Genomic DNA, 22366 nt, shown 5'->3' with positions numbered 1-22366 from the left:
GTACATTGCGGGTGCGCCGGTTCCGGCGTACCCGCACCCGTGACCAGCCAGGATCGAGTAGGTGGCGATGACCGACAAACGGATGACCGCCGAGCAGGTGGTGAGCGAACTGCGCTCCGGCATGACCATCGGCATCGGCGGCTGGGGCTCGCGCCGCAAGCCGATGTCCCTGATCCGGGCGATCCTGCGGTCGGACCTCGAGGACCTGACCGTCGTCACCTACGGCGGCCCCGACGCCGGCCTGCTGCTCGCCGCCGGCAAGGTCCGTCGGCTGGTGTACGGCTTCGTCTCGCTCGACTCGATTCCGCTGGAGCCGCACTTCCGGGCCGCCCGCCAGGCAGGCGCCGTCGAGGCCGTCGAGTACGACGAGGGCATGCTCTACCTCGGCCTGTACGCCGCCGCCTGCCGGCTGCCGTTCCTGCCCACCCGGGTCGGACTCGGCTCCGACCTGATGCGGATCAACCCGGACCTGCGGACCGTGCGCTCGCCGTACGACGACGAGGAACTGCTCGCCGTGCCGGCGCTGCGGCTGGACGCCGCCCTGGTCCACCTGCACCGCGCCGACATCCACGGCAACGCCCTCTGCCTCGGGCCCGACCCGTACTTCGACGACCTGTACTGCGCGGCCGCCGACCGCGCCTACGTCTCCTGCGAACAGGTCGTGCCGACCGAGCAGCTCACCCCGGCCGCCTCGGTACTCGTCCGCCGCCACCAGGTCCGCGGGGTGGTTCCGGCCGCACGCGGTGCCCACTTCACCTCGTGCGACCCGGACTACCCCCGTGACGAGCGGTTCCAACGCGAGTACGCCGCGGTGGCCGGCACCGACCGGTGGGCCGCGTTCCGCCAGCGCTACCTCGACACCGACGAGGCCGGCTACCAGCAGGCCGTCGCCGCCCGGGGCCCGCAGATGGAGGTGATCCGGTGACCGGCACCGCGCCGACGCGCGCCGAGGTGTGCGTCGTCGCCTGCGCCGAGGCATGGCGTGGCGACGGCGAGATCCTGGCCAGCCCGATCGGGCTGGTCCCGACGATCGGCGCCCGGCTGGCCCGGGCCACCTTCTCCCCGGAACTGCTGCTCACCGACGGCGAAGCCGCTCTCGGCGTCGGCACCTGGCCGGTCGGCGGATCCCCGACGCAGACCGAGGGAGCGTTGCCGTTCCGGCAGATCTTCGAGCTGATCTGGTCCGGCCGCCGGCACGTCATGATGGGGCCGGGCCAGATCGACCGGTACGGCAACATCAACATCTCGGCGATCGGTGACTTCCACCGGCCGAAGGTGGCCCTGCTCGGAGTACGGGGCGCACCGGGCAACACGGTCAGCCACCCGTGCAGCTACTGGGTGCCCCGGCACAGCCGCCGGACCTTCGTCGAACAGGTCGACCTGGTCTGCGGCATCGGCTACGACAGGGCCGCGTCTGCCGGGCCGTCCGCGGCCCGCTTCCACCAGCTGCGCCGGGTGGTGAGCGACCTCGGGGTCTTCGACTTCACCGGCCCGGACCACCGGATGCGACTGGTGTCGACGCATCCCGGCGTCACCGTCGAACAGGTCCACGAGGCGACCGGGTTCGAGCTGTGGACCGGCGGGGAGGTGCCGCAGACCCGGCTGCCGACGGCGCACGAGCTGACCCTCATCCGTACCGTCATCGACCCGGCCGGCCACCGCGACGCCGAGGTACGGCGATGACCGACCGCCCGGCGCGGCCGGCTGCCGGCCCGACGCCGACCTCGGCCCACCCGGCGCTGCGTACCCCGATCTGCGAGCTGTTCGGGGTGCGGTACCCGATCGTGCAGACCGGCATGGGCTTCGTCTCCGGCCCCCGGCTGGTCGCCGCCACCGCCGAGGCCGGCGGGCTGGGCATCCTCGCCGGTGCCACCCTCGACCTGCCCGACCTGGCCGCCGCGATCACCGAGATCCGGCGGAACACGACGCGGCCGTTCGGGGTGAACGTGCGGGCCGACGCCGCCGACGCCGCGCAGCGGATCGACCTGCTGATCGGGGAGAACGTCCGGGTGGCCTCGTTCGCCCTGGCCCCGAAGCCGGAGCTGATCGCCCGGCTGCGCGACGCCGGGGTACGGGTGGTGCCCTCGGTCGGTGCCCGCCGGCACGCCGAGAAGGTGGCCGCCTGGGGTGCCGACGCGGTCATCGTGCAGGGCGGCGAGGGTGGCGGCCACACCGGAGCGGTACCGACCAGTCTGCTGCTGCCGCAGGTGGCCGACGCCGTCGACATCCCGGTGATCGGCGCCGGCGGGTTCTTCGACGGCCGGGGGCTGGTCGCCGCCCTCGCCTACGGCGCGGCCGGGGTGGCGATGGGCACCCGGTTCCTGCTCACCAGCGACAGCACGGTCAGCCCGCAGGTACTGCGGCGCTACCTCGACGCCGGGCTGGACGGCACCGTGGTGACCCGGGCGCTCGACGGCGTACCACAGCGGGTGCTGCGCACCGACTTCATCGACCGGCTGGAACGCGCCGGGCCGGCACGCCGGCTGGTCCGCTCGGTACGCAGCGCCGCCCGGTTCCGGCGGCTCACCGGCACCTCGTGGCGGCACCTGCTCGCCGAAGGTCGGGCGATGCGCCGCAACCGGGAGCTGACCTGGGGCCAGGTGCTGCTCGCCGCGAACACCCCGATGCTGCTGCGGGCCGCGATGGTCGACGGCCGGGCCGACCTCGGGGTGATGGCGACCGGGCAGGTGACCGGGCTGATCGACGACCTGCCCAGCTGCGCCGAGCTGATCGACCGGATCGTCGCCGAGGCGTCGGCGGTGCTGGACGGACTGCAGGAGGGACGAGCCGATGGCGACCGTTGAACCACCGACCGGACGCACGTCCACCGGGCCGCGCCCGCCCGGCGGGGCGGCCGGGCCGCGCCCGCCCGCCGGGCACGGCCTGCTCGCCGGCCGGACCGTGCTGGTCACCGCCGCCGCTGGCACCGGCATCGGCGCGGCGACGGCCCGGCGCTGCGCCGAGGAGGGTGCCAGGGTGGCGATCAGCGACCGGCACGAGACCCGGCTGCGGGCGACCGCCGCCGAACTCGCCGCCGCGACCGGTGTCGAACCCCTCGCGGTCGTCTGCGACGTGACCGTCGAGTCGCAGGTCCAGGCGATGGTCGACCAGGTCGTCGCCGGCTACGGCCAGCTCGACGTGCTGGTCAACAACGCCGGGCTGGGCGGCACGGCCCGGATCACCGAGATGACCGACGACCAGTGGCACCGGGTGCTGGACGTCACCCTCACCGGCACCTTCCGGTGCACCCGTGCCGCGCTGCGGCACATGATGCCGCGCGGCAGCGGCGTGATCGTCAACAACGCCTCGGTGCTCGGCTGGCGGGCCCAGCAGGGTCAGGCGCACTACGCCGCGGCCAAGGCCGGGGTGATGGCGCTGACCCGGTGCAGCGCCGTCGAGGCGGCCGAGGCCGGCGTCCGGGTGAACGCGGTCGCGCCGAGCCTCGCGATGCACGCCAACCTGGCCAAGGTCACCGACGACGCCCTGCTGGCCGCGCTGGCCGACCGGGAGGCGTTCGGCCGGGCCGCCGAACCCTGGGAGGTGGCCAACGTGATCGTCTTCCTGGCCAGCGACTACGCCTCGTACCTGGTGGGCGAGGTGCTCTCGGTCAGCAGCCAACACCCGTGAGGACCCGACCATGACATCGACAGCGGACAGTGCGATGGTCGTCGCGACCACCGGCGCCGACGGAGTGACCGAGATCGTGGTCGACCGGCCGCCGGTCAACGCCCTGCCGGTCGCCGGCTGGTACCGCCTCGCCGAGGCGGTCACCGTCGCCGGTGCCGACCCGGCCACCCGGGCGGTGGTGCTGCGGGCGCAGGGCCGCGGCTTCAACGCCGGGGTCGACATCAAGCAGATCCAGGCGGACCCCGGCAACGACGCGCTGATCGGCGCCAACCGGGGCTGCTTCGCGGCGTTTGCCGCCGTCTACGACTGCCCGGTGCCGGTGGTCGCCGCCGTTCACGGCTTCTGCCTCGGCGGCGGCATCGGCCTGGTCGGCAACGCCGACATCATCGTGGCCAGCGACGACGCCACGTTCGGACTGCCGGAGGTGGACCGGGGCGCGCTCGGCGCCGCCACCCACCTGTCCCGGCTGGTGCCGCAGCACCGGGCCCGGGCGATGCTCTACACCTCCGCCACCGCCACCGCCGCCGAGCTGCACGCCTACGGCTCGGTGCTGCGCGTGGTCCCCGCCGCCGAGCTGCGGTCCGCCGCGCTGGAGGTCGCCCGGCAGATCGCCGCCAAGGACCCGGTGGTGATCCGGGCGGCCAAGGAGTCGCTCAACGGCATCGACCCGTGGGACGTCAAACGCAGCTACCGCTACGAGCAGGGCTTCACCTTCGAGCTCAACCTTTCCGGTGTCGCCCACCGGGTCCGTGACGGCTTCGGCGACCGGCCCGACACCGGGGCGGCGCAGCAAAACGGTGCTGGCCCGGCCGCCGACCCGGGCCGGGAGGGCTGACCGATGGACCTGCGTCCGGACCCCGCCGACGAACAGTTCCGCGCCGAGGCCCGCGACTGGCTGCGCGCCCACCGGCCGTCCCGCCCGCTGCCCTCCGGCGACACCCGCGCCGGCTTCGCCGCCCACCTGGAGTGGGAGCGCACGCTGCACGACGGCGGCTGGTCGGTGGTCTCCTGGCCGCGCCGCTATGGCGGCCGGGACGCCTCGCTCTGGCAGTGGCTGATCTTCGAGGAGGAGTACGCCGCCGCCGGTGCGCCGCAGCGGGTCACCCAGAACGGCATCTTCCTGCTCGCGCCGACGCTGTTCGAGTTCGGCACCGACGAGCAGCGGGACCGGATCCTCCCGGCGATGGCAGCCGCCCGCCAACTGTGGTGCCAGGGCTGGTCCGAGCCGGGCGCCGGCAGCGACCTGGCCGCGTTGACCAGCCGGGCGGTCCGCGACGACGCGGCCGGCGGGTGGCGGCTGACCGGGCACAAGACGTGGACCACCCGGGGCGCGTTCTGCACCCACCTGTTCGGTCTGTTCCGAACCGACCCGCAGCAGCAGCGACACCGGGGGTTGACCTACTTCCTGGTGCCGCTGGACGCCCCCGGGGTGACCGTGCGGGGGTTCGGCCGGTTCGACGGCGACGAAGGGTTCGCCGACGTCTACCTCGACGACGTGTTCGTGCCCGACGCCGACGTGATCGGCGAGGTCGGGGCCGGCTGGCGGGTGGCGATGGCCACCACCGGCTCCGAGCGGGGCCTCACCCTGCGCCCGCCGGGCCGGTTCACCGCGGCCGCCGCCCGGCTGGTCCAGCTGGCCGGCGACCGTCCGGACCGGCTCACCGGCCGGCTGCGCGAGCAGGTGGTCCGGGCCTGGCTCGGTGCCCGCGCCTATCACCTGTTCACCCTGGCCCAGGTGACCCGGATGCTCGACGGCGACCCGCCGGGCGCGGCGGCCAGCCTCAACAAGATCCACTGGTCCGAGCTGGACATCGCGCTGCACCGCACCGCCCTCGAACTGCTCGGGCCGGACGCCGAGGTCGACGCCGAGTGGACCCGTGGCTTCCAGTTCTCCCTGGCCGGCCCGATCTACGCCGGCACCAACGAGATCCAACGCGGCATCGTCGCCGAGCGGCTGCTCGGCCTGCCCCGACGCTGAGGAGGAGACGGCATGTGGTTCGCCCTCACCGACGAGCAGGCCACGCTGCGCGACGCGGTCGACGACCTGCTCACCGCCGAATGCCCGCCGGCGGTGGTCCGTGCCGGCTGGCCCGGTGGCGACCCCGCGCCGCTGGACCGGCTGTGGACCGCGCTCGCCGAAATGGGCCTGCTCGCCGCAGCGGTGCCCGAGTCCGCCGGCGGACTCGGACTGACCGAGGTGGACCTGGTGCCACCGCTCACCGCCGCCGGGTACGCGGCGGTGCCGCTGCCGGTGGCCGAGACCGCCGCCGTCGCCGGCCCGCTGCTGGCCGCCGCCGGCGACCCCGGCGGGCAGCTCGCCGCGCTCGTCGAGGGCCGCTGCCGGATCGCCGTCGCCGGGCCGGGCGGCCTCGTCCCGTACGGGCAGCGGGCCGACCTGCTGCTGATCCTGACCCCGCCGGACGGAGCCCGACTGGTCCGGCCGGACGAGGTCGCGACCACGCCGGTACCGACAATGGACGGCAGCCGGGCCGCGCTGCGGCTCACCGGGGACCCCGTCATCGGGCCGTCGGCCGGCACCCGGCTCGACGTGCCGGCCCACCTGCTGGCGCTGACCGCCGACCGGGCCACCCTGGCCGCGTCGGCCCAGCTGGTCGGGCTCGGCCGCCGGATGCTCGACCTCACCGTCGCGCACGTCGGCACCCGCCGCCAGTTCGGCGCCCCGGTCGGCAGCTTCCAGGCGGTGCAGCATCAGCTCGCCGATGCCCTGCTCGGGCTGGAACTGGCGGCCCCGGCGGTGCTCGCCGCCAGCTGGGCGGCCGCCACCGGCGCCGACAGCCGCCCGGCCGACGTCTCGGCCGGCTACCTGCTCGCCGCCGACGCCGCCGAGCGCACCGCGCGCGCCGCGCTGCAGTGCCACGGCGCGATCGGCTACACGACCGAGTACGACCTGCACCTGTACGCCAAGCGGGTGTGGGCGATCGTAGCTGCGGCCGCCGGCACCGACCACCACCTCGACCGGCTCGGCACCGCGATCGGACTGCCCGCCGCCACCGCCGAGCAAGGAGGACGACCGTGACCGACGCCGCCGACGACGCTACGGCCCACGACGAGACGGTGGTCCGGTACGCCACCGACGGGCCGGTGGCGGTGGTCACCATGAACCGCCCCCGGTACGCCAACGCGCAGAACTCCGCGATGACCTACGCCCTCGACGACGCGTTCTCCCGGGCCGCCGCCGACGACGACGTACGGGTGGTGGTGCTCGCCGGTGCCGGCAAGCACTTCTCCGCCGGGCACGACATCGGCACCCCGGGGCGCGACGCCGACCGCAGCTTCCCGCGCCGGGCCGGGCTGTGGTGGGACCACGTCGGCAAGGCCGGCGCGGAGAGCCGGTTCGCCCGCGAGTCCGAGGTCTACCTCGGCATGTGCCGGCGCTGGCGGGAACTGCCCAAGCCGACCATCGCCATGGTGCAGGGCGCCTGCGTCGCCGGCGGGCTGATGCTCGCCTGGTGCTGTGACCTGATCGTCGCCGCCGACGACGCCCGGTTCGCCGACCCGGTCGTGCGGATGGGCATCCCCGGCGTCGAGTACTTCGCCCACCCGTGGGTGATGGGCCCCCGGTTCGCCAAGGAGTTCCTCTTCCTCGGCGAACGGGTCGACGCGGACCGGGCGCTGGCCCTCGGCATGGTCAACCGGGTGGTGCCCCGGGCCGAGCTGCAGCCGTACACGATGGAGCTGGCCGGCCGGATCGCGACCATGCCCCGGCTCGGCCTGGCGCTGACCAAGAAGGCGGTCAACCAGGCCGAGGACCTGATGGGTCTGCGCGCCGGGATGGACTCGGTGTTCGGTCTGCACCACGTGGCGCACGCGCACAACGCGGAGGTGGGCGACGATCCGCTGGCCGGCCACGACGCCCGCAGCATGCGCGAGCCGACGGACGGTGCCGGCTGATGCGGTTCGACCTGCAGCTGTTCGGTCTGCCGGCCGCCGAGTACGCGCCGCTCGCGGTGCACGCCGAGCGGCTCGGCTTCCACACCGTCTGGCTGGCCGACCACGTGATCACCCCGGCCCGGTACGCACCGACCTACCCGTACCGGTCCTCCGGCGACCCCGGCATCCGGCCGAGTACCCCGTTGGCCGACGTGACCGTCACGCTCGGTCACCTGGCCGCCCGGACCACCCGGATCCGGCTCGGCACCGGCGTGCTGATCGCCCCGCTGCGAGACCCGTTCCACATCGCCCGTGCCTGGGCCAGCCTGCAGCAGTTGTCCGCCGGCCGGGCGGTGCTCGGCGTCGGGGTCGGCTGGATGGCCGAGGAGTTCGCCGCGCTCGGCACCGACTTCGGCACCCGGGGTGCCCGTACCGACGAGATGCTGCGGGTGCTCGACCTGCTCTGGTCCGGCCGGCCGGTCGCCCACCACGGACGGTTCTTCGACTTCCCGACCGTACACTTCGGTGCCGCGCCGCAACCGCCGGTGCCGGTGGTGGTCGGCGGGCACAGCCGGGCCGCGCTGCGGCGGGCGGCCCGGCACGGCGCCGGCTGGTTCGGTCCGGATGTCGACCTGGCCACCTCCGCCCGGCTGTGCGCTCGGATCACCGCGCTGCGGGAGCAGCTCGGCCGGGCCGACGACGACTTCACCTATCACGTCCGACTCTCCGGCGAGATCAGCGTCGCCGCCGTCGAGGCGTACCGCGACGCCGGTCTGGACCACCTGGTCGTCGCGCCGTTCACCCGGCTGCCACCGGCGGCCACCCGGGCGGACCGGCTGGCCGCCCTCGACTCCGTCGCCGAGCGGCTCGCGCCGCTGTGGCCCGACCCGGCATCGACCGGTTACCCCGCAGGAGAAAGCGCATGACCGCAGCCACCGGACCGGCCGTCTTCGACCGGGCGACCATCGACGAGTACACCCGGGCCGGGCACTGGGACGACGACACCATCGCGTCGATGGTCGCCCGGCACGCCGCCGCCCGCCCCGACGACCCGGCGTTCTTCGCCACCGACGCCACCCTGAGCTGGTCGGCGTACGACACGCTGAGCACCCGGCTGGCCGGCGGCTACGCGCTGGCCGGCCTGCGGCCGGGGGAGCGGATCGCCACTCTGCTCACCAACGGCGCGCTGGTGCACGTCGCCTACCTGGCGGCGCAGAAGGCCGGCCTGGTGACGGTCGGCATCGGCCCCCGGGCCGGCGCGGCCGAGGTACGGCACCTCATCCGGCGTACCCGCGCGACCGCGCTGCTCACCCGGCCGGTGCACCGGGGCCGCGCCGCCGCCGACTTGGCCGCCGAGCTGCGCGCCGGTGAACCTGAACCCCCCGCCGACCCGCCGGCGCACCTGACCGTGCAGCTCACTGCGGCCGGCGAGGTCAGCCTGTTGCGCGACGGTGAGCGGCTCCCGCTGCCCGACGTAGCCACGGCGACCGCGGCCCTCGCCGGCCGCGGCCTCGGCGCCAACGACCTGTTCTTCCTCAACTCCACGTCGGGCACGACCGGCCTGCCCAAGTGCGTGATGCAGACGATGAACACCCGCAAGTACTTCGGGCCGCTCGCGGCCGAGGCCGCCCGGTTCGGCCCGGATGAGGTGTTCGCCAGTGTGCTGCCCGCCCCGTACGGCTTCGGGCAGTGGAGCGGGCACGTGGTGCCGACCATGTACGGCTACCCGACGGTGCTGGCCGAGGAGTTCGACGCGGAGCAGACCTGGCAGCTGATCGAACGGCACCGGGTCACCGTGCTCGCCGCCGTGACCAGCCAGTTCGTGATGATGCTCAACGCCGGTGGGTACGCCGGGCGGAACGTGTCGTCGCTGCGGGTGCTGTTCACCGGCGGGGAGCGGGTGCCGGCGCAGCGGGCGGCGCGGTTCGAGGAGGAGACCGGCTGCGCCGTACTGCAGTTCTACGGCTCCAACGAGGCCGGACCGATCAGTGTGACCCGGGTCGACGACTCCCGGGAGCATCGGCTGGGCACCGCCGGCCGGGTGATCCCGCAGATGCGGGTGCGGCTGTTCGACGCCGACGGTGCCGACGTGACCGCGTCCGGCGGGCCTGGGCAGTGCGCCGCCCGGGGGCCCGGGCTGACCCCGGGCTACTACGACGACCCGGACGCCAACCGGCAACTGGTCAACCCGCAGGGCTGGATGCTCACCGGTGACCTGGTGCGGATCGACCCGGCCGGCTACCTGACGGTCACCGGCCGGGTGGCGGACTTCATCATCCGGGGTGGACACAACATCAGCGTGCTGGCCGTCGAGGAGGCGGTCGGCGGCTGTGGGCGGGTCGCCCAGGTGGCGGTGGTGCCGGCCGCCGACGAGGTGCTCGGCGAGCGGGCCTGCGCGTACGTGGTGACCACCGACGGAGCCGAGTTGACCCTCGACGAGCTGCGGGCCGAGCTGGCCGCCCGGGGAGTCTCCAAGTACGAGTGGCCGGAACGGCTGGTCACCCTGGCCGAGCTGCCGCTGAGCGCGGGCGGCAAGGCGGACAAGGCCCGGTTGCGGGCCGATGCCGCGAACCGATTCGGCTGACCGGCCGGTGCGAGGTCGACGACGGTCCCGTACGGCGGGGTCAGGAGCCGGACCAGACCGCGACGACCTGATCGCTGGTGGTCCAGTCCTCCGGGGCGAGCAGCGCCCGGAACGCCGGTTCGCAGGCGGCGGTGAGCTCGGCGTTGTTGTTGGCGATACAGTCGGCCGGCACGACGGTGAAGTAGTCCCGTTCGATCGCGTCGCGGACGGTGGACTCGACACATCCGGTGCCGGCGACACCGGTCACCACCAGGCTGCGGATGTCCCGGCTGCGGAGCAGGTTCTCCAGTTGGGTGCCGACGAACGCGCTGCGCCGCAGCTTCTCGAACACCACGTCGCCCGGCTGCGGGGCGAGCTCGTCCACGATCTCCCAACCCCAGGTGCCCCGCATGCAGTGCAGCGGTTCGAAGCCGTGCCGCAGGTTGTCGGCGAGCCAGACCGGTGAGGCCAGGGACCCGTCGGGATGCTGCACCACCCGGCAGTAGAGCACCGCGACGCCGGCCGCGCGGGCGGCGGCGACGAGCCGGGCGATCGGCGCGACCACGCTCTGGAAGCCGGCCACCATCGCCGTGCCGAAGGCCTTCGCACAGTATCCGTCGTCGTGCACGAAGTCGTTCTGCATGTCCACGACGAGCAGTGCCGTACGGGTCGGTTCGATCTTGAGGTCGAGGCGGTCGGGCAGGACGTGACCGAGGTAGCTGCGGGCCATCGGAGCTCCCGGGGGTCGGCGGGGCGGGTGGCGCCCGGGACCCGGACACCTGTCAAGCAAATGCTTGGTTGACCTGATGGTATGCCCGGTCCGGTCGACCGGGCAATGCCCCGGCCCGGCACCCCGCCCGCCGGTGGCACCCGGGGGTGCGCCGACGACCCGTCGACGCACCCCCGGGCGGCGGTCACCAGGTGGCGCAGTAACCGACGCTGAACGTCCGGGCACCCGCCTTCAACGTCCGGTTCCAGTCCACGCCGGTGATCCGCCAGGTCCCGTCACCGAACGACTCCCGCTCGAAATTCCACGCCGTGTAGATGTCGCCGGGCAGCTCGACCGCCGCCCGCCAGTCGACCGGCTGATCGGTGGCGTTGCTGGCGACGATCTCCGTGCAGTACCCGCCGCCGCTGTCCGAGTCCCACTGCGTGATCGGCTCGAACGTCACGTCGACGTTGGTGCCGTCGACCAGCCGGCCGACCCCCCACCGCGCGGTCGTCTGGTAGCCGACGCCGTCGGGCTCGGCCCAGTTGCGGATCGCCGTACGGGCACCGTCGGCGGCGTCGTTGACCTGGAAGTCCAGCCCGTGGAAGGTGCCCGGACCGCCGTACTCGAGCAGACTGATCGCCGCCTCGACGGTGTAGCCCGTGTCGGTGCGCTCCACCGCGCTGGTCAACCGGCCGGCCTGGAACGCCTCGTCACCGGTGCCGAACGAGACGACGTTGTCGGCGTTGATCCGGATCTGCGTGTCGTCGTAACGGTAGGGGCCGTTCTTCGCGTTGCCGGCGTCGACGTAGATCTCCACCGAGTCCTGCGTCCACGGATCGGAGCCGGTGACGTCGACCACCGGATCGGCCACCTCGGCCAGCACGTACAACGTCTGGTCCTGCCACAGGGTCCGGACGGTGGCCACCGCCCCGTCGGTGCCGGACACCTGCTTGGCGGTGGTGACCTCGGTCGCGTGCGACCAGCCCGCGTCGACCGTACCGTCGATGACCGGTGCGCTCGGCGTCCGTACCACCTCCAGGTAGGACAGCTCCTCGACCAGGGTGAGGGTACCGACGGTGTCGGCCGTGGCCCAGCCGGTCGTGGTGTCGTCGTCGGTGACCCGCAGGTCGAAGGAGACGGTGCCGCCTTCGGCCGGGTCGGTCAGCGGCAGCTGCGCGACGACGGCGTAGCCGCCGTCCCGCTCGGTCGCCACCGCCGGTACGTCGCCCGATCCGTCCCGGGCCACCGGGTACGTCTCGCCGTCGAGTACGAACTTCACCCGGTCGTCCGACGACGGGTCAGCGTCGGTGACCGAGACGTACGCGGTCAGCCGGTCCGCCGACCAACGCAGCTGGAACCCCGCCGTCTCCTCCACCTGATGCAGGGGCAGCGTGCGCCAGGTGAGGTCCGAGGTGGCCCCGGCGGACAACGCGACCTCGCCGGCGAAGACGTTCGCGGTGCGCAACCGGGCCGGCAGCTGGGCGTCGACCGCGCCATAGTACGCCGGCTTGGCCTGGAATCCGTCGTCGAACAGCAGCGGGGCGCCGTTGTCGGCGCGCCACGACCGGCCGTCGGTCAGCCCCCACACGGTGACCACGGCCAGCTTCTCGGTGTACGCCCGGAAGATCCGGAACGCGTCCCGCAGGAAGTAGCCCTGCTCGATCAGGTTGGCCTGGGTCACCGGGGTCCCGATGGTGACGTCGAGCTCGGTGACCGCCTGGACCACCGGCAGGCCGGCGAACCTCTCCAGCGTGGTTTCGAGGCTGCCGACCGGTGTCGACAGTGACACGTGGAACTGGTGTCCCACCCCGTCCAGCGGCACGCCTCGGTCGAGCAGCCGCTGCACGAGCGCGTGGTAGCGCGTCTGCTTGCCGCTCTGCTCGGTGTTGTAGTCGTTGATGTACAGGGTGACCGGGTCGGTGTCCGCCACCGCGTACACGTCGTTGAACGCCTCGTCGGCGTACTGGAACGACAGGTCGATGAACTCCTCGCCGAGGATCCGGTACCACTCGCTGCGGCGCAGGCCGTCGGCGTACTCGCCGCTGTCGCTGACCACCTCGTTAACCACGTCGAACGCGTTCAGCGGGTTGGTGTCGGAGCCGAACCGGCCGTACCGGTCGCTCAGCGACCCGGCCACCGCGAAGATGTGCCCGCGCAGCCGGTCGCGCAGCACCTGCTGGTCGGCGGCCGACGAGCTCAGCGGCTCGCCGTCGGCGTCCTGGAACATCCACTCGGGGGTCTGGCTGTGCCAGACCAGCACGTGCCCGTACACGCCGAGCTCGTTGGCCTGGGCGAAGTCCATCATCGCGATCGCCTGCTCGTGCGGCCGGAAGTTGCGGTCCGGGTCGTACCACGCCTCCGGCTTCATGTGGTTCTCCGGCGTGATGTTGGTGAAGTGCCGGGTCAGTAGCTCGGCGGCGGAGCCGGTGGTCTCCCGGCTGTCGATCGCGACGCCGACCGGGAAGTCGGTGGTCTCGTGGATTCCGGTGAGGTCCTCGACGACCGGTGGCTCGGGCACCCGCACCACGACGTCGTCGAGCAGGAAGTCGCTGGTGTTGCCGGTGACGTCCGCGCCCTGCCAGCTGGTCTCGAAGTAGAGGAACGCGCTGGCGAAGGTGGGTGCGGTGAAGCTCGCGGTCACCTCGGTCCACCCGTCGTCGGTGACCGTGTCGAACTGGGCGAGGGTGCTGAACGACTCGCTGCCGTCGGCGGTGGTGGTGGCGATGCTCAACCAGATCGCGTCGGTCGGCTGACCCTGCGCGAACCGCAGCCACCCGGACAGTTCGTAGCCGACGCCCGGCTCGAACGCGGTGGTGACGTCCCGCCCGATCCCGGCACCCTGGTTGACCCGGTCGGTGACGAGCGCGGCCGATTCGCCACCGTGTGCGACGTCGGTCAGCTCGACCGTCGGTGCCCCCGGGCCACCGTCGCGCGGCCCCCAACCGTCGAGGCCGTCCTCGAAGTCGCTGTCGATGACGACGGTGCCCGGCGGCGGCCCGCCCGGTCCGGTGTCCGGCGCGGTGATCAGGATGTCGTCGACCAGGTACGTGGCGGTGGCCTCGGCGGCCTCCAGGTAGACCTGGTACGTGGCCGGGTCGGCGTCGGCCGGCACGGTGAATTCGCCGGTCACCGTGGTCCAGTCGTCGGCGGTGACGGTGGTGTCGCCGATCCAGTCGTAGTCCGGCTTCATGACGAACCGGAATCCGGACGACGCCGGCCCGTCCGGGGCCAGCCGGACGCGGGCCGAGAACGTGTGCGCGACGCCGGCGGTGAAGATGGCGGCCGGGCTCTGCAGCCCGTCGAACCCTTCGACACGGTCGCTGACCCGCAGCGCCCGGCCGTCCTCGGCGTCCACGACGGTCAGGGTGGGGCCGCCGCTGGCGGACCAGGTGCCGGTGGTGCCGTCCTCGAAGTCGACCGCGCTCACCGTGACCACGCCGGGAGTCTCGTCGGGGCCGGTGACGAGAACGTCGTCGAGCAGGAAGGGAGTGGTCCCGGCGGCTTCGACGTACAGCGTCGCCGAGGTCAGGCCCGCCGGCATGGTGTACGCACCGCCGATCCGCACCCAGCTGTCGGCGGTGGTCTCGGCCTCGTCGCCGATCCAGGTGTACGTGTCGTCGCCGCCGTCGGCCGGGGTGGCGGCGACGGTGAAGTGGACACCGGCCGAGCCGTCGGTGCCGGCCGGCAGCTTCGCCCAGGCGGTGACCGAGTAGGCGACGCCGGGCGAGAACAGGTCGGTCGCGCTGGTCGCGGGGCCCTGCCAGTCGGCGGTACGGCCGGTGACCGACAGGCTGCTCGCGCTGTCCCGGCCTTCGTCGGCGATCGCCAATGTCACGTCACCGCGGGGGCCCCACGGTGCGTACGAGCCGGACTCGAAGTCGTTGGCGAGCACCGTGGTGTCCGCCGTCGCGGACGGGGCGGTCGCGATCGTGGCCACCAGCGCGGCCGCGCAGAACGCGGCCAGGGCGGCCAGGCGCACGGGTGGGCGGAGTGGATGGTATCTGAGGCGCATGAAGGCTCCTGCACGGACGTACGTACGTGTGGTCGGTGCCTGGTGAATCGCGCCAGCAGATCCAGACGGCGGAAATGTTAGCCGGGCGGAGCGGAAACGTCGAGAGACTCCGGCTCGCGCAGCGGCGTGGGTCAACAGTTGTTGCTGGTCAGCCGTACGGTGTACTCGTAGTCGTCGTGGGTGATGCCCGACGGCAGGCCGTCGAAGTAGGTCTCCACCTTCTGCCAGCCGCGCCGCTGCTCGTAGTGCAGGTGTGGCGCGCCTGAGTTTCCGGTGCTGCCGAGCAGCCCGATCTGTTCGCCGCGCGCGACCCGCTGACCCTCCCGGACCATCGGCGGTTCGAGCAGATGCAGGTACTGAGTCTCCCACCGGCCGCCATGGTCGATCTTCACCCAGTAGCCGCCACCGCGGCCCCGGGGTCCGTCCGGGTTGTCCGGGTTCCGGCCGCCCACCGAGCCGTTGATCCCGGCCACGGTGACGACGCCGTCGTAGGAGGCGAGCACCGGTCGACCCCACGGTTCGCCCTCGGTCGGGAACAGGTCGACGTCGTAGTCGTCGTGGCCGGGGTAGGTGCCCAGCTGCCAGGTCTCGCCGCAGGCGACCGGAAGCTGGAACAGCGGCCGCGGCCCGGGCTCGCGCAGCCACGGCACCACGACCACACCCAGTGCGACGACGGCCGGCACGGTCGCGACGGCGACGAGGATCAGCAGGGTACGCAGCGTCCGGTGACGACGTTGGCCTGGGTGGCGGCTGGTGGGGAACCCGGTGGTCACCCTTGCGAGCATGGCAGACACCGGCCCGGCTGGACACCGCCGGCTACCGTGACGGGCGTCGGGGACCCGAGGGCTGGAGGAACCTACGATGGGCCGCTTCGTCAAACGTTTCCTGCTGTCGATGCTCGCGTCGAAGCTGAGCCGGCACGCCCGGCGGCGGGGGAACGGCTCGCCCGTCGACAGCCTGCTCCGTGAGGTCGACCACCGGCTCAACCGCCGGCACCGGGGCGGCCACCACGGCCACTACGGCAGCGGCCACCACGGCTACCACGGCCACTACCGGCGTAAGCGCTGGTGACCGCGCTGGCTTGTCAGACCGGCGGGTCACCACCGGCGATCGCCGACCGCAGCTGAGCGCAAGCCTGGTCCGCCGTACGCGCGAGTCGCTCGCGCGCGTCGGGGCTCAACCCGCGTTCGGTGGCGGTCCAGCCGACCCAGGCCGCGGCGACGTCGGGCAGGACCGGGCCGGCCACCGGGTCGGCACCGGCTTCGGCGGCGAGCGCCGGCAGGCCGAGTACGGCGAGCACCCGGCGTGGACCCAGCTGCAGCGGATGACAGGCGGCCTGCTCGACGAACTGCTCGACGAGCAGGTCGACCGCGCGGCTGGCGGTGCCGTCGGCCGGGAACCCGGCCGCCGCCTCGGAGGCCAGGAACGCCCGCTTCAGCAGCTCGATCTCCACGGTGGTCGGAAACGGCTCCGGCGGGGCCGCGACGTCACTGAGCGCGCGGGCCCGGGCCAACGTCAACGCCCGCATCTTCCGGTACGCGTCGGGCATCGGCCGCAGTTTGTACTCCGGGTTCTCCATCAGCTCGTCCGACGTGGCGACGGCGTCCTCGAGCAGTCGTCGGGCCAGCGCCGGATCGAGCGGTTCGGTCACGAAGCCGTCCTCGCCCCCGTGCGTCCGGTCGAGCAGCTGCCGTAGCGAGTCGACCCGGGTGCCGAGCAGGATCTCCCGGATCCGTCCACCGCCGATCGCCTGGTCGATCACGGTGAGGATGCCGTGTTCGTCGGTGCCGCCGTAGGAGAAGCCGCAGAGCAGCACCGCCGTCTCGCCGTACGGGTCGTGCGCCCACCGGCAGCAGTCGATGTCGACCCGGCCGATGGTGCCGGTCCAGGGCGGTTCCGGTAGCCCGTGCCCGACGAGCCGGTCGGCGTTGAGCCGGGCGAGTTCCCGTTGGGTGTCGATGGTGCTCATCGCCTGGAAGCCGCGCAGCGCGGCGACCGCCGTCGGGGTCCGCCGCCGGCCCAGTTCGTGAATGACCGCGGCGTCGGCCTGTACGGCGTCGGCGAGTGGCAGGCCGATCCCTTCGGCGCTCTCGTGGGCGAGCAACTGGGTCATGCTCTGCTCCACCGACCACGGGGAACTCTCTCCCCTCAGGGAGAAGCTCCACTCCAGGAAGTCCGCGCTCGCCGAGGCACGGTCAACGCTCTCATCGCTGTCACCCATGGCGCGATTGTCGCAGTCGGCGGGCCGTGGTGCGACGAAGGCCGCCCGTGGGTCGAGCAACTGTCGGTTCCTCCGATTCCTCTGCCCGGGCGGACTCGTTGGATGGACGATGCTCAGTACACCGGGCGGTGCGACAGAACCTGCGGTCAGCGTGCTGATCCTGGGTACGGCCGAATGGGATTCGGCCGTCGCCACCAACCAGCACTACGTCACCCGTGAGTTGGCGGTCGGTGCGCAGGTCACCTTCGTGGAGTCGCTCGGTCTACGTCGACCGACACTGCGCCCTGCCGACCTCGCCCGGATGGTGGGCCGCGTCCGGCGGGCCTTCGGCGCGTCGGCCGGTCCGTCAACCCGCCAGCCGGCCAGAGCGAGGCCGGCGAACACCACGATCGTCTCGCCGCTGGTGGTACCGGTGCACCGGGCACCGACGCGACCATTGAACCGGGCCGTCCTGCGCCGGGCGACGGCGGACTGGCTCACCGGTGACCGGCCGCGGGTGCTGTGGACGTTCACCCCGGTGACCTACGGGCTCGAGGACACGGCGGACGTGGTCGTCTACCACTGTGTCGACCTGCTGGCCAGGTTTCCTGGCGTCGACCCGGTGGCCGTGACCAACGGCGAGCGCGACCTCGCCGCCCGGCCCGGCGTGGTGGCGATCGCGACCAGTGACGCGGTACGCGACCACCTGGCGTCGTCCGGTTTCTCCCGGATCGAGCTGTTGGAGAACGTCGCGGACAGCACGGTGTTCCAGCGGGGCAGCCGTCCGGCGGCCGAGCGCCGACCGGCGGCGATCTTCTCCGGCAACCTCACCACGGCCAAGCTCGATGTCGCGCTGCTGGAGCGGGTCGCCGTCACCGTCGCAGAGCTGGGCGGTGAGCTGATCCTGGCCGGCCCGCTCGCAGCCGGTGGCGGCAGCTTCACCGCCGAGCTGCGTCGGCTCGAACAGCTGGGTGCCCGCCACGTCGGTCTGCTCACCCCGGCGCAGCTCGCCGAGGTGGCCGGCAGCTGCGCGGTCGGCCTGGTCCCGTACGCGCTGAACGAGTACACCGTCGGCGTCAGCCCGTTGAAGTGCTTCGAGTATCTGTCGTCCGGCCTCGCGGTGCTCAGCACCCCGCTGCCGTCGGTGCGCCGGGTGGCGGAATCGAACCCGCACGTCGTCACCGCCGGGAACGACGAATTCGCCGACCATCTGGGCCGGTTGCTGACCCCGGTCACCGACGAGGTGATCGCCGGACGGATCGACAGCGCCGGGCGGCACGGCTGGGGCGAGCGTGGTCAGCTGCTGCGTCAGTTGCTGGCCGCGCTGCTCACCGCCCGGCGGACCGCCGCCGGATGACCGAATTCACCGGCTACCCGGCTCCTCTGACCCCCCGATCGAGGCCCGAAAAATGCTGAACCGAATCGTGGCCGCCGCTACGCAGGTACCGCAACGGACCGGCGTCATGATCGTCTTCGCGCTCGCGGTGCCGCAGCTGTATCTCCTGCCGGCCGGCACGATCGACGTCCCGTTGTCGACGGTCGCCGCGCTGGCGCTGGCGCCGGTCGTCGCCGCCCGGGCGTGCAGCACTCCCGGCGGCGGACTGTTGCGTACCGCCCTGGGGTACAGCCTGCTCGTGCTGCTGCTCGCCCGGTTGGCGGCGTTCGCCTGGTCGCCGGTTCCGGGGGACGGGCGGCTGCCGACCATGCTGCTGGTGCAGTTCCTGGTCACGCTGGTGCTGATGGACAACGCGGCCCGGGAGGATCCGTGGCTGCTCTACCGGGCCCACTACCTGCTGTGGCCGTTCGTCGTCGCGCAGTCCGTCCTGGTCGCGGTCTTTCAGCTCTTCCCCGATGTGGAGGACGCCTACCTCCGCTGGGTCGCCGGATACTTCGCCGGGCAGAACACCGTCGCCGGGCTGTTCGACGTGCACCGGAACAACGTTCTCGACCCGGCGAAGGCCGGTGGCGTGTTCGTCAACGGCAACGTCGCCGGGCTGTTCCTCGGCGTCTGCGCGATGGCGGCGTTCGCCATCTGGTCGGTCACCCGGCAGCGGATCGTGCTGATCTGCGGGCTCGTTGCCTACCTGGGCGTCTGGTTCACCGGCTCCAAGGCGGGCTGGGTGCTCGCGGCGCTGCTGCCGCTGGCCGTGGTCGCCGCGTACTACTGGCAGACCCGGACGACCGTCCGGGCCCGCCGCCTTCTGCTGGTCACGGTGGGTGCCACGGCGGTGCCGGCCGTGCTGCTGGTGGCCCTCGGTGACGGTGGCGGTTTTCTCGGCGCGGTCCGCACGGCGTTCGGCCAACGGACCGAGATCTGGGGGTACGCCGCGGCGGCGTTCCGGGACGGCCCCGTGCTGGGGCTCGGCTGGGGTGGCTGGTTGGAAGGCTTCGCCGACTACGCGCGCCGCAACGACATCTACGACGACGCCTTCCCACCACACAACATCCTGCTGGCGGCCTGGGCGTCCACCGGCCTGCCGGGTCTTGCCGCGACCATCGGATTCTTCGTCGTCGAATTTCGACTCGTCGCCCGGGCCGCGGCCGCTGGCTCCCCGCGCAACGCGATGTTCGTGGCCTGGACCGGCGCGGCCGTCGGCTGGGTCTGCATCCAGGCAATGGGGGAGAACACCGACGTCTTCGGTGACATCCACACCATCCCGGTCATCGCCCTGCTCCTGTGCTACCTGGTCCATCCGCTTCCCGAGGAGGTCCGACGTGTCCGGCAGACCGAGCGTCGGGATAGTGCGCCACCAGCTGTTCCAGCCGTCCGAGACATTCATCCCGGCGCAGGCGCTGGCGATGCGCACGTACCATCCGGTCTTCGTCGGCCGGGACCCGGCGCCCCGGGCACCGGCCGGCGCTGACGTCGTCAGCCTCGCCGCCCACGGCCGGGCGGCGGCCCTGTCGTACCTGCTGACCCGTAGGTCCGACCATCTGGTGCGGACCCTGCGCAACCGTGGGGTGCGGATTCTGCACGCGCACTTCGGCGTCGAGGGCGTCTACATCGCCCCCACGGCCCGAACGCTCGGGGTGCCGCTCGTGACGACACTGCACGGCTTCGACGTGACCGTCACCAAAAGGCAACTCCTCGCATCGCGGAAACCCTCCTGGATCACCTATGTGACCCGGCGGGACTCACTGTTCGACACCGGTGCGAAGTTCATCTGCGTATCCGAGCACATCCGGCGGTGCGCGATCGAGTGGGGCTACCCGGCCGAACGGACCCTGACGCTCCCGATCGGGGTGGACACCGACGTCATCACACCGGTGCCGCTGCCGCAGACACCTCGGATCGTGCACGTTGCCCGGCTGGTCGAGAAGAAGGGCACCGCTGACCTGCTGCGCGCCTTCGCCGTCGTGCGCCGAGCCGTGCCTGCGGCGGAGCTCGTCGTCATTGGCGACGGCCCGCTGCGGGGGCGGTTGGGTGCACTCGCCACGGAGCTGGGCGTAGCGGAGACGGTGCGATTCCTCGGGGTCCGTCCACACGCCGAGGTACTGGCCACGGTGGCGCGGTCTCGAGTGCTGTGCCTGCCGAGCGTGACGGCGTCCAACGGCGACCAGGAAGGGCTCGGCATGGTGCTGTTGGAAGCGGCCGCCACCGGTCGACCCGTCGTCGGCACCCGGCACGGCGGTATCCCTGAGGCCGTCATTGATGACGTCACCGGCTACCTGGTACCGGAGCGCGACCCCGCGGCGCTCGCTGATCGCCTGGTCGCGCTGCTCGCTGATCCGGACCTGTGTCAGCGGCTCGGTGCCGGCGGCCGGGCATTGATCGAGGAGCGCTTCGATCTGCGCAGACAGGCCGCGAAGCTCGAGTCGCTCTACCGGGAGCTGGTGTGACCGGGCTGGCGAAGACCGGTGGCTAGCATCTTTCTTCGTCTCGTACTTGGTGGTATCGCCGGGAAGCTCCTCGGCATCGTCCGCGAGGTGCTGCTGGCGGCTCTGTTCGGCGCCGGCCGGGCGGTGGGTGCGAACCGGGTCGCGCAGACCGCGACCATGGTCCCGGTCAATTTCTTCACCGCGGACGCGCTGTCCGCTGGGTTCCTGCCGCTCTACGTGCGCTACCGGCAGGACAGCCCGGCGCTGGCGGTGGCGCTCTACCGTGCGGTCCGGACGATCCTGGGTGGACTTTCCGTGCTGCTGGTCGTCGCGTTGCTGCTGCTGCGGAAGCTGTGGATCGCACTGCTCGGACCCGGTCTCGACGCCGCCGCCGCCACGCTCGCCGTGGCGATGCTGACCATCGCGGCGTTCTCGGTGCCGTTCTACGTGCTGTACGCGCTGTACGCGCTGGTCGCCCTGGCCCGTGACGACGTCAGCCTGGTCAACCTGCGCGCCTGCGTGCAGAGCGTCGGCCTGATCGGCGCGACGCTGCTCGCCTATCTCACCGGCGACGTGGTCCTGCTCGCCTGGGGTTTCACCGCGCCGTACGTGGTGCTCTTCCTCTGGGGTGCGTACTGGGTCCGGCGCAGGGGGTATCTGCGTGCCGACGGCGGCGACGGGTCGCTGCCGCCCACCTCGCGGGCGCAGTACGCGGTGGCGTTGACCATGTTCTGGCGTCGGCTCCGCCCGTTGCTGCTGCTTCCGGTGCTGCTGCAGGGGTCGATCGCCGTCGAGCGGGCGGTGGGTTCGTTGCTCGGCATCGAGGTGGTCGCGGCGACCGAGTACTCCCGGTTCGTCGTTGACTCGTTGATGGCGCTGATTGCCGCCCCGCTCGGTCTGGCCAGCCTCGCCGCCTTCGCCAGGATGCGTGGCGACGAGGTCGTCGCGGGGCTGCAGCGGCTGATCGCCCCGGTGCTGCTGGTGACGATCCCGCTGTCTGTCGCGTTGACGGTCAACGCCCGGGGCATCACCTCGGTGCTGTACGCCCGTGGTGCGTTCGACGACCGGGCGGTGGACGTGACGTCGGTCATGCTGCTCGGCTTCTCCCTCGGCATCTGGGCGCACGTCCTCGGGTACACCTTCGTGAAGGTGCTCAACGCCAGGGGCAGGAACAGACGGGTGGCGGTGGTCAACGGGCTGTCCTTCGGTGCCGCCGCCGTGGTCAACCTGGTCATGTGGCGCTACTGGGGTCCGGTCACGATCGGGGTCGCCGCGACGGTCGCCAGCCTCGTGATGCTGCTCGGCTCGGCGCTGTCGCTGCACCTGATCCGCCAACTGGTCCGGCTGCTGTCACTGCTGGCCCCGGCGGTGGCTGCCACGGTTGTCGTCGGTTGGGCGCTGGCCGGTGACGGACTGCTCCGCACGACCGCCTCGTGCGTCGCGATCGGCCTGGTCTGGTCGGGCTACACGGTGCTGGTGCCGTCGTTGCGGCGGGTCGTCGTCACCGAACTCTGGACGAAGGTCGCCGGCCGGACGACCTGA

General features: G+C 72.5%; 19 protein-coding genes. 15 read left to right on the top strand and 4 right to left on the bottom strand.

The genetic code is table 11. The annotated features are described in order from the left end of the window. Positions 1-67 precede the first annotated feature (67 nt). The 10 genes from EDC02_RS13225 to EDC02_RS13180 are packed head-to-tail and all read left to right on the top strand — an operon-like array spanning position 68 to position 10102. The gene (locus EDC02_RS13225; RefSeq protein ID WP_123604750.1) at positions 68-925 is read left to right on the top strand and encodes a CoA transferase subunit A; all 858 of its coding nucleotides are present in this window, start codon (positions 68-70) and stop codon (positions 923-925) included. After that, positions 922-1683 (top strand): CoA-transferase subunit beta, encoded by a 762-nt coding sequence (locus EDC02_RS13220; protein WP_123602209.1) that lies wholly within the window; start codon positions 922-924, stop codon positions 1681-1683. Before EDC02_RS13225 ends, EDC02_RS13220 begins: the two co-directional genes overlap by 4 nt. Beyond that, on the top strand, positions 1680-2804 hold the full coding sequence (locus EDC02_RS13215; protein ID WP_123602208.1) for a nitronate monooxygenase family protein: 1125 nt from the start codon (positions 1680-1682) through the stop codon (positions 2802-2804). The genes EDC02_RS13220 and EDC02_RS13215 overlap by 4 nt, the downstream gene beginning before the upstream one ends. Continuing rightward, positions 2791-3627: an SDR family oxidoreductase gene (locus EDC02_RS13210; RefSeq protein ID WP_123602207.1), complete on the top strand. Its 837-nt coding sequence runs from the start codon at positions 2791-2793 to the stop codon at positions 3625-3627. Before EDC02_RS13215 ends, EDC02_RS13210 begins: the two co-directional genes overlap by 14 nt. 34 nt (positions 3628-3661) lie before the next feature. Then, positions 3662-4462, top strand: coding sequence for an enoyl-CoA hydratase family protein (locus tag EDC02_RS13205; protein ID WP_123602206.1), 801 nt, complete (start codon positions 3662-3664; stop codon positions 4460-4462). Positions 4463-4465: 3 nt separating this feature from the next. Continuing rightward, positions 4466-5605 (top strand): acyl-CoA dehydrogenase family protein, encoded by a 1140-nt coding sequence (locus EDC02_RS13200; protein WP_123602205.1) that lies wholly within the window; start codon positions 4466-4468, stop codon positions 5603-5605. A 12-nt stretch (positions 5606-5617) separates the two neighbouring features. Next, complete coding sequence (locus EDC02_RS13195) at positions 5618-6664, top strand: acyl-CoA dehydrogenase family protein (RefSeq protein WP_123602204.1); 1047 nt, start codon at positions 5618-5620, stop codon at positions 6662-6664. Positions 6665-6702: 38 nt separating this feature from the next. Further along, entirely contained in the window at positions 6703-7539 is an 837-nt protein-coding gene (locus EDC02_RS13190) for an enoyl-CoA hydratase (protein ID WP_199757846.1), read from the top strand. After that, positions 7539-8444, top strand: a complete 906-nt coding sequence (locus tag EDC02_RS13185) for a TIGR03619 family F420-dependent LLM class oxidoreductase (RefSeq protein ID WP_123602202.1) — start codon at positions 7539-7541, stop codon at positions 8442-8444. Before EDC02_RS13190 ends, EDC02_RS13185 begins: the two co-directional genes overlap by 1 nt. Next, positions 8441-10102, top strand: a complete 1662-nt coding sequence (locus EDC02_RS13180; RefSeq protein WP_123602201.1) for a class I adenylate-forming enzyme family protein — start codon at positions 8441-8443, stop codon at positions 10100-10102. The genes EDC02_RS13185 and EDC02_RS13180 overlap by 4 nt, the downstream gene beginning before the upstream one ends. A 40-nt stretch (positions 10103-10142) precedes the next feature. On the opposite strand, the gene EDC02_RS13175 is transcribed toward EDC02_RS13180, so the two are convergent. The 3 genes from EDC02_RS13175 to EDC02_RS13165 all read right to left on the bottom strand — a co-directional run bounded on the left by EDC02_RS13175 (position 10143) and on the right by EDC02_RS13165 (position 15590). Beyond that, complete coding sequence (locus tag EDC02_RS13175; RefSeq protein WP_123602200.1) at positions 10143-10811, bottom strand: cysteine hydrolase family protein; 669 nt, start codon at positions 10809-10811, stop codon at positions 10143-10145. A 184-nt stretch (positions 10812-10995) separates the two neighbouring features. After that, positions 10996-14805: an endo-1,4-beta-xylanase gene (locus tag EDC02_RS13170; protein WP_123602199.1), complete on the bottom strand. Its 3810-nt coding sequence runs from the start codon at positions 14803-14805 to the stop codon at positions 10996-10998. Positions 14806-14936: 131 nt separating this feature from the next. Continuing rightward, entirely contained in the window at positions 14937-15590 is a 654-nt protein-coding gene (locus EDC02_RS13165) for a M23 family metallopeptidase (RefSeq protein WP_123602198.1), read from the bottom strand. 76 nt (positions 15591-15666) lie between these two features. On the opposite strand from EDC02_RS13165, the gene EDC02_RS13160 reads away from it, so the two are divergent. Continuing rightward, positions 15667-15876, top strand: coding sequence for a hypothetical protein (locus EDC02_RS13160; RefSeq protein ID WP_123602197.1), 210 nt, complete (start codon positions 15667-15669; stop codon positions 15874-15876). Between the two features lie 13 nt (positions 15877-15889). Here EDC02_RS13160 and EDC02_RS13155 read toward each other — a convergent pair whose 3' ends face one another. Further along, positions 15890-17026: a hypothetical protein gene (locus EDC02_RS13155; protein WP_123604749.1), complete on the bottom strand. Its 1137-nt coding sequence runs from the start codon at positions 17024-17026 to the stop codon at positions 15890-15892. 109 nt (positions 17027-17135) lie between these two features. Here EDC02_RS13155 and EDC02_RS13150 point away from each other — a divergent pair, with 109 nt between their 5' ends. From EDC02_RS13150 to EDC02_RS13135, 4 genes are read left to right on the top strand one after another with little or no spacing between them, the layout of a single operon-like run. Then, the gene (locus tag EDC02_RS13150; protein WP_123602196.1) at positions 17136-18362 is read left to right on the top strand and encodes a glycosyltransferase; all 1227 of its coding nucleotides are present in this window, start codon (positions 17136-17138) and stop codon (positions 18360-18362) included. Positions 18363-18414: 52 nt separating this feature from the next. Further along, positions 18415-19869 carry an O-antigen ligase gene (locus tag EDC02_RS13145; RefSeq protein ID WP_123602195.1) on the top strand — a complete coding sequence of 485 codons (1455 nt, stop codon included), beginning with the start codon at positions 18415-18417 and terminating at the stop codon, positions 19867-19869. Then, the gene (locus EDC02_RS13140; RefSeq protein ID WP_123602194.1) at positions 19805-20845 is read left to right on the top strand and encodes a glycosyltransferase; all 1041 of its coding nucleotides are present in this window, start codon (positions 19805-19807) and stop codon (positions 20843-20845) included. Before EDC02_RS13145 ends, EDC02_RS13140 begins: the two co-directional genes overlap by 65 nt. Before the next feature lie 18 nt (positions 20846-20863). Then, positions 20864-22366 (top strand): lipid II flippase MurJ, encoded by a 1503-nt coding sequence (locus tag EDC02_RS13135; protein ID WP_123602193.1) that lies wholly within the window; start codon positions 20864-20866, stop codon positions 22364-22366.

This window comes from Micromonospora sp. Llam0 (genome assembly GCF_003751085.1).
Classification (GTDB): Bacteria; Actinomycetota; Actinomycetes; order Mycobacteriales; family Micromonosporaceae; genus Micromonospora_E.
Note: the sequence above shows the minus strand (reverse complement) of the source record. Positions and strands in the feature narration are given on the sequence as shown.